A 7,901-nucleotide genomic window follows, 5' to 3' on the forward strand; every position below is an offset into this window, starting at 1 on the left:
CGGCTTCGCCGCTGGGCGCTGAGGTCGGCGATCCGAAGGATCGCAATATGAAGAGCGGTCTATTGCTCCCGGCCCAAAAGAATCGAAGACAAGGGTACCCGACAGGCTCAAGAGATGCGTTAGCATCTCAAAAAGTTTGGCTGCGCCTTCCTCCTGACGCCTCGGCCATTCGAGCAAGCTCGATGGCTCTCGGCTGTTGCGTCGGTTTTCTGGTTCTCTTTGTTCACAACCGAGCAGCGTTCCGAGGGCAGAGACCGCTTGCGGGCTATGCCGAGGTAGCGCGAGGAAAACAAGCGAAGCGAAGTTAAAGAGAACAGTTCACTCCCGAACACGTACAATAAAACCTACAGTTATTTATAGTTGTTGCGATTCACAGAATCGCCGGCTGCTGCTGTACCGCTCGACACTCCGGCCTTAGGGGTGGGCACGAGGCCGAATACGCAGAACTCTAAACTGTTTTCGCTCGGGCCGAAGCCAGCGGAAACTTTGGCCGAACAAACTCTCGGTCGGAGTGCCCGGCGGCACCCTCCGCCTGGGGTGGCTCCGGCCTGACATAGGGAGATCATAGAGACCGTACTGTTTTTTCGGTACTATTTACGTGCTGCAAGCTGTGGCTGAAGTTGTACTTTGGCCGCACACAGGCAAAATCCGGTTCGGCCATGATCTCCCGATACCAGTCCGGAACCACTCCGGCGGAAGACTTAGGCGAAACAGACTCCCCGGCTCGATTGCCGAGCGGCACCCCCGGCGGGACAGGCGATATTTCGTATCGCTATGGCTGCCTTTATCCAATTTTTCGGCCGAAGCCGGCGGGGACTTTGGCCGAACAAACTCTCGGTCGGAATGCCCGGCGGCACCCTCCGCTGGGCACGGCTTCGGCCTGCCCGCTAACGCGGAAAGGCGAATAGATTTGTGCAGTATTTCCCCGCGCCGGGAAAAAGCAATGCAGCCCCCAAAAAACGCAGGGAAAAAGCCGTGCAAATCCCCCTAAAAACACCAGGCAAAAAGCAATGCAGCCCCAAAAACCGCCGCGGCTGTGGCCCGACAAAAAAGCCCGCCAACCACACCGCCCAAAGAAAGATCGGCCCACACTCACCGCCTCGAGAAGCCCCCCAGACGGATGCGCCCCCCGCGCGGCTCCAGTTCCGTCTCCACAATCCCCGTCAGCGCATCCGGTCCATCATCGTGCGCATTCGCACGGAACACCCGCCGGAAACCGCACACATCCGCCGCAAACTCCGGCCACCTCACCCGCCAGTCCGCCGGGAACCGCACCAGCCGCTCCACCGTCGGCGCATGCGTCAGGATACGCGCCTCCTTGTTTCCCCCCTGGTGGAACAGCCTGACCACGCACAAACGATTGCCCCCCTCGCGCAGACGGCGCTCCACCGCCCGGCCGAAGCCCCGGCCCCCATTGTTGCTCTCCACATGCGCCACCGTCGCCCCATTGCGCACCAACATCGCCGCCACCGCCACCTCCGTCTCCTCCATCGGCTCCGGCGAATAGACCACATCCGTCACATAGAACAACCCATCGACCCCCGCCGCATAACAGATCGAGCAAAGCCGGTCATCGCCCGTGTCCGCCGTATCCGTGTAATTCGCCCGATGCCTCAGGGCCGCCGGCAAAGCCACATAGGTACTGAACCCCTCGTAGAGCAGCCCCTCCCGCGCCACCGGATTCCCCTGGAACAACGCCTCGAACATCGCCGGATCCGCCGCCCTCCGCTGCGCCAGCCACGCCGCCGAATGCCGCCCCGGCCAGAGCGGCTCCCCCACCGCCCGCGGATCCAGCTCCGTCGGCGGCGAAGCCTTCAGCGCCTCGAACGACACCGACACCCACACATCCGGCGGCAAACCCACCAACTGATCCCACGCCCGCAGCTCCACCACCCGCTCCGTCCGTTTCAAGCGGCCGATCAGGTCATCCTCATGCCACCGCGTACAGACCACCAACTCCCGCGAGCCATCGTGCAGCCTCGTTCGCGCCACCGCCTGATACCACTCCCAGACCCGCTCGCGCACCAGCGGCGAATGCGCCTCCAGCGCATCCTTGTACAAATCGTCCGCAATCAACACATCCACCCGGCAGCCCGTCAGCGATCCCGTTCGCCCCACCGCCTTCAGACCGCCCGCCGCCCCCACACAGTCGAACTCCTGCGCCGTCCGCCGCGCCGTGCGCTCCCCCGCCGACCGAGGCCCCGAACCCTTGAGCACCGCAGCCGGGAAAATCTTCCGGTACCGTTCGTCCGACATCAGCCGCTGCACCTCCTGCCCCAATCTTCCCGCCAGCGCGAAAGAATAGGAAGCCACCGCAATCCGCAGCTCCGGGTCACGCCCCAGCAGATAGGCCGGGAGCAGCACCGACGCCCCGCGGCTTTTGCCATGCTGCGGCGGCACGCTGACCATCATCCGCCGCACCCGTCCCGCTGCGAACGCCTCGAGAAGACGATAGTAGACCCGGTGGAACGGCGTCCACTCCATCTCCGGCATGACCGCCGCCGCGAAAGCCGTCAGCAGACGCCGCGCCCATTCGTTCCGCGGACAATTTATCCCGACGACGGGGACTTGCTCCTGCTTCCGCTCCCGGCCCCCCGAGCGGGGCCGCTCCGCGATCCCCTCGGCCGCGCGGCCGCCGTCCTTTTCTTCGTATCCTTCGGCGGTTCCACCGCCGCACAAATTTTCTTTTCGCATGATCTGTTCCGGTCATCGCCTCCATTCTCCGCCCCGTCCGTACCCTGCGCGCCCTCCGGCAAGACCTCGTCCGGCTCCTGCGTCGAGGGCTCCGGGCATTGCAGCTCCGGGGTCGAAAGCTCCGACAACAAGGGCTCCGGGGTCGAAAGCTCCGACAACAAGGGCTCCGGGGTCGAGGGCTCCGGGCATTGCAACTCCGGGGTCGAAAGCTCCGACAACAAGGGTTCCGGCGCCGAGGGTTCCGGGCATTGCAGTCCCGGGGTCGAAAGCTCCGACAACAAGGGTCCCGGCGTCGAGGGCTCCGGGCATTGCAGCTCCGGGGTCGAAAGTTCCGGCAACAAGGGCTCCTGCGTCGAAGGTCCCGGCGTCGAAGGCTTCGGGCATTGCAATCCCGGGGTCGAAAGCTCCGACAACAAGGGTTCCGGTACCGAGGGCACCATCGCCCGTTCCACTTCGCGCAGCGCCCCGTCCGACAGACGGCTCAAGTCCACAGTCGCCACCGGTTCCTCCGGTTCCGGCTCCGGCATTCCGCCCGCCTCGCGCACTAACTTCATCCTCAGCTCCACGCACCGCTCTAAGTTCCGCAAGGCCGACATATAGACCCGCGCCGCCGGCAGAGGATTCTCCTCCAGTTCCGAAGGCTTCACCAATTCGGCCACCCACCGGTAACCCTCCTCCAATTCGGCGACCACGCGCATCTCCCGCGCCGGGAAATCCCCTTTCACCGCAGCATCCTCCTGAGCCAGTCGGCCTCGAAATTATTGGAGACCCGCACCCCTCCGCACCAAGTCTCCATCCGGCAGCGTCCGAAGCCGAGCCGCCCCCGCTTCCGGAAAGGGGTGAAACGGAAAAGCAGTTCGTCTTCTCCCCGCTCCAATTCGACCACCTCCTCCGACAGGCATTCCTGCCCGGCGCAGACGGCCAAGACCTCCGCGGCCAATCGTTCGTACAGGGGCGCTGAAAATAGAAACATAACCGATAAATTTTTATTAATATTGCAATAAGTATTATTTTTACCTCGATAAGTCCATTTCGGTACGCGGTTTGTACCGTTGCAATCCGATTTTTCATCTTTTCCGACATGACAAAAGAATGTCAAAACCCTCCGTTTCGCATTTTCCGTTTCCGTTCAAGAAAAGAGGAGCATTCCACTTCGGTCTTTCAGTCTGAAAATTCCGAATCGCATTGAAGTTTGCCGCAATTATTCGTATATTCGCAGCATATTCGCGTGATTACCGCTTTGTTTTACAAAGATACGCAGCGGAGACACCCGGCGGAAACGGAAGCGAATCCTATTACACTATAATTTTTATAAGAAACTTATGACTCTTTTTTATATGGACATCCGGCCAGCCGGCCGTTTCCCGCGGTAGTTTTTCTCCGCTCCGTTTCCCGAGATGATTTCCGTGCCTGCGGCCCATGGCACCGAAAAGTCCGATATATATCTATCCGTTTATCTATAACTTTCAAACTTATGGATCTCACTACTCCCTCCGTCATCTTCCTTCACCAGAGCGAGACCAACGTCGGCATCCAGACCGTCCGTTACGGCCGCAACGCCATCGGCTACGTCGAACAGGGCACCAAGCTGATCCACTTGGCCGACAAATACATCACCGTGCGGGCTGGCGAGCTGTTCCACATCACCCGGGGCACCCATTACGTCGAGAACAGTCCGGCAGACCCCTCCCACCCGTTCCGTCAGACCCTCTTTTTCTACACGCCGGCCGATTTGCGCAACGGCTTCACCCCTCCCGAAAGTTTCGCATCGATCCGCACGCTCTGTTCCGGGTGCCGCAACAGCACCGATATTTACACCTATCCGGCATGGCCCGTGGTCGAGAATTTCTTCCGTTCCCTGACCCCGTTCGTCGCCTCGCAGATACACCTTTCCCATCCGGAGCTGGGCCATCTCAAGCTGTGCGAATTGGTGCAGCTTCTGCTGACCCGTCCCGGCTGCTGCATCTGCCGGCCGGTGTGCAGGGCTCTTTCCGACAGCCGGCATTCGCTGCCGGAGGTGATGCGGGAGAACATCTTCACGGACGTCGGCCTGCCGGAGCTGGCCTCCCTGTGCGGCATGAGCCTGAGCATGTTCAAGAGCGAGTTCCGGCGCACTTTCCACACTTCGCCGCACAAGTGGCTCAACGAGCAGCGGCTGGCCCATTCGCGGCTTCAGCTGATCACGACGTCGAGATCCGTTGCCGAGATCGCGCGCGAGTGCCGGTTCAACAACACGTCGCATTTCATCAAGCTTTTCCGGGAGCGTTTCGGGATGACTCCTGCCGCTTACCGCCGCCGCTGCGACGATAAGTAAGCGTTTTTTCTTCTTTGTCGGCGGTTTCCGCCGCTGATGCGGAGAATCGGTTTTCAATCGTAGTTTTTTTGTCGTCTCGAGCCTGGTGCCGCTCGGCACGCAAGCCGGGCCGTAATTACCCTAACGCACGAAAGGGGTTTGTAAAGCCTTGCGATTATACCAGAAACGACAAAAGGGCGGAAATTTCCGCCCTTTTGTCGTTTCTGGCATGTCCTAAGATCGAAATATCGAATTCCTGCACAAAAGAAAGAAAAGATCACAACTCCGGATCCACCACCGCAGCGCTATCCTGCACCGGCGCCATCGCCTCGTTAATCATCTCCATATCGATATCGCCTTTGCCTGTATTGAGGAAGCCGTAGATCATAATGGCAATCACCACCAAAGCCGCTATAATGGCCACGATCAGCCATATATCGGTCTTCGTTTTTTGCGGCCTGCGGCGCGGCGGGCCCGGACGACGTTGATGCTGCCCCGGCTTTCCAGTCGCCGCCCCCGGCACTCCCCGCCCTGCCGCATTCTGCCCTATTGCATTCGCCCCCTGCGGCCCGCGCGGCGGCATCGCTCCCCCTCCTCCTATCGCCGTTGCAGCCTGCGGTTGTCTTTGCGACGGCGGTAACGGAGCCTGGCCGCCGTTCCGCACAGGCTGTCCCGGCATCGGAGGCCGCACAGCTTGTTGCTGCGGCATCTGCTGCACAGGCTGCGTCCGTTGTTGGAACGGCTGCTGCACCGGCATCCCCTGCCGTTGTCCATATCCCGGCGCAGGAGTTTGCTGCGGCATCCCCGGATACGTTCTCGGGAACGGTGGTTGCTGCACCGGCATCTGCTGCACAGGTGGCACCGCCGGCTGTTGCATCTGCGGCTGTCTTTGTACCTGGATCGACTGCGGGCGGGTCATCCCCGGAACCTGCTGTCCCTGAGGCTGCTGCGTCTGACGCACAAAACCCGCTGCCTGAGTCTGTTGCACCTGCTGCGGCACAGGCTGAACCCGTACTTGTTGCACCTGTGGTTCCGGTTCCGAAACGGACTCCGGCACTACCGGCTCCGGTTCCGGCACTTCGCCTTCCCGGAGCGTAACGACTCCGTTGGCATCCGCAGCCAGCATTCCCACTCCTTCGATATAATAACGGCCCGACGATGCGAGCGACTGTCTCAAATAGATGACGAACTCGGCAACCATGGCCCGCGCATCTTCGGTCTCGACCCCGTATTCGCGGACGATGGCATCGGTCACCGTTCCGTCGTCCTTGCGCAGAAACGGGCTGAATACCAGCTCTTCTCCCTGCGGCGTATCCTTTTTCAGAAAAGCGCCGAAATCGGGGATCACCACCCTCCGGTGCTGCGCAATGAGTTGTTTCAGCAAGTTGTTATCCATGAACAATACCTCTATTTTGACCCAAGATTACGAAAAAAAAATCAATCCGCCAATTTTTGACACTATTTTCGCCTTGCCTCTTCGATTACTGTCCACGTGCCGTCCTCTTGTCGGACATACCGATTCGTATCCGGGCGTCGCGCCGCGTTGATCCGAGCCGACAAAGCGACCAGATCGACCTCCGCCGCTTCGTCTCCCGACAGCACGGCGACCCCCTCCGTGGCGAGCGTTCGCAAGACCGAGCATTCCGTCGATGACAAAGCCAAAGGTTCCAACAGCCCGAACTCCTTATTGTCCGGGTCGATCGGCAGGAGCCATGAAGGGTATCCTGCCGCTTCATAATCTCGGTAATTCTTCTCGAACAGCGCTATACAGGAAAACGACCGGCTCGGATTTCCTCCCGTGACCGTGAAACTCACCGTCCCATACGTATAAGGATAATTATTTATGAACTCGGAGCCGGTATACGGATTGAAACCGATGGAATAGTTGGTCGTCGAGATGTAATCCGCCAAATCATACGCCGCCACATTCGAGATCGTCCCGTCATGATAAGTAACCGTCGAGCCTCGGGTACTTCGGATTGCCGAGCGGTAACTTCTCTCAATGCTCCCGGAAGGCGGCCCGTTGCGAATGAACCGCGGGTACTGCGACGGTTGGTCGGCATACTGGTACCGAAGCTCCGAGGACTGCGGTATCCCGGATTGCGTACAGATGCCGACGTAAGTCTGCGTATTGGACATGACAGTCGGAGCACCCGGATAGTTGGCCGCGTTGGGCGTCAAGACATTATAGACCGTTCGCGTTACGGTAATGGATCGAGACGTCGCCGAGTTGTTCTGCGACCAGACGACCTCGCCCCAGGTGGTCCCGATCGAAGCTCCGGCCGCGCTGCCGGTCCAAGTGTTGTGAATGGTTTCCGTTCCGTAACCGGCCGGAACCGTATTGCTTGTCGTCGTGGCTCCCGAACTGAACTTGAAATGCCAGCCGTCTTGGTACGTCGTTTTAGGGGACGACGATCCGCCGGCATAGGATACCGAGGCATACGACAGTGAACCCGGCGTCAGCTGAATTGCAACTATGTGATTAGCCGCCTGTTGCAAAGAGCACGGAGTAGTTACATCCTCCCAGGTAACCACCGTGCCGCCATATGCCGCATGATTTGTAAACGTCAACGTTTGTCCGGGATAGACCGTCGGGCCACCGGTTACGCCACTGACCGCCGTGCCTTTCGAGGCTACCGACACATCTCCGGTTGCAGAGTTCAGGTAAGTAAAGTTACCCGAAGCACCCGTCCAGGAGTAGTGGGCATAACCGGCTAATGTACCACCAGCCAACGCCTGCGTGTACGATCCCCTTGCACCTGACGCCCATTTAAATCCCCAAAGCGCATTGATTGATTCCTGTGTAGGATAACTATCCCAAACTACCTGGATCGTCCCTCCTCCGGCAGGAGCCACCGGGAATGTCGTTGGTCGGGTTATCAAATTGTACCCCTCAGTTACATAATTAGCCGCC

The 7,901-nt window shown here is 59.8% G+C and carries 6 protein-coding genes; 1 reads left to right on the forward strand and 5 read right to left on the reverse strand.

From position 1 onward, the window contains the following. Positions 1 to 1,092: 1,092 nt before the first annotated feature. The 3 genes from terL to Q0Z93_RS08960 are packed head-to-tail and all read right to left on the reverse strand — an operon-like array spanning position 1,093 to position 3,667. Entirely contained in the window at positions 1,093 to 2,493 is a 1,401-nt protein-coding gene (gene terL / locus Q0Z93_RS08950; RefSeq protein ID WP_298064718.1) for a phage terminase large subunit, read from the reverse strand. Positions 2,494 to 2,549: 56 nt separating this feature from the next. Next, positions 2,550 to 3,419 carry a hypothetical protein gene (locus Q0Z93_RS08955; RefSeq protein WP_298064703.1) on the reverse strand — a complete coding sequence of 290 codons (870 nt, stop codon included), beginning with the start codon at positions 3,417 to 3,419 and terminating at the stop codon, positions 2,550 to 2,552. Beyond that, a complete protein-coding gene (locus Q0Z93_RS08960; RefSeq protein WP_298064706.1) occupies positions 3,416 to 3,667 on the reverse strand; it encodes a hypothetical protein in 252 nt (83 codons plus the stop codon). The genes Q0Z93_RS08955 and Q0Z93_RS08960 overlap by 4 nt, the downstream gene beginning before the upstream one ends. Positions 3,668 to 4,168: 501 nt before the next feature. On the opposite strand from Q0Z93_RS08960, the gene Q0Z93_RS08965 reads away from it, so the two are divergent. Then, positions 4,169 to 5,008 carry a helix-turn-helix domain-containing protein gene (locus Q0Z93_RS08965; RefSeq protein ID WP_298064709.1) on the forward strand — a complete coding sequence of 280 codons (840 nt, stop codon included), beginning with the start codon at positions 4,169 to 4,171 and terminating at the stop codon, positions 5,006 to 5,008. Between the two features lie 256 nt (positions 5,009 to 5,264). On the opposite strand, the gene Q0Z93_RS08970 is transcribed toward Q0Z93_RS08965, so the two are convergent. Both Q0Z93_RS08970 and Q0Z93_RS08975 read right to left on the reverse strand, forming a co-directional pair. Beyond that, positions 5,265 to 6,383 (reverse strand): hypothetical protein, encoded by a 1,119-nt coding sequence (locus Q0Z93_RS08970; protein WP_298064711.1) that lies wholly within the window; start codon positions 6,381 to 6,383, stop codon positions 5,265 to 5,267. Between the two features lie 62 nt (positions 6,384 to 6,445). After that, positions 6,446 to 7,901 (reverse strand): hypothetical protein (locus Q0Z93_RS08975; protein ID WP_298064714.1); only part of this gene is annotated, 1,456 nt, incomplete at its 5' end.

Source organism: uncultured Rikenella sp. (genome assembly GCF_947628055.1).
Classification (GTDB): Bacteria; Bacteroidota; Bacteroidia; order Bacteroidales; family Rikenellaceae; genus Rikenella.

Excerpts from the sequence above, each read along its gene's own strand:
- terL (WP_298064718.1), bottom strand. The coding sequence starts at position 2,493 with ATGCCGGAGATGGAGTGGACGCCGTTCCACCGGGTCTACTATCGTCTT.
- Q0Z93_RS08960 (WP_298064706.1), bottom strand. The coding sequence starts at position 3,667 with ATGTTTCTATTTTCAGCGCCCCTGTACGAACGATTGGCCGCGGAGGTC.
- Q0Z93_RS08965 (WP_298064709.1), top strand. The coding sequence starts at position 4,169 with ATGGATCTCACTACTCCCTCCGTCATCTTCCTTCACCAGAGCGAGACC.
- Q0Z93_RS08970 (WP_298064711.1), bottom strand. The coding sequence starts at position 6,383 with ATGGATAACAACTTGCTGAAACAACTCATTGCGCAGCACCGGAGGGTG.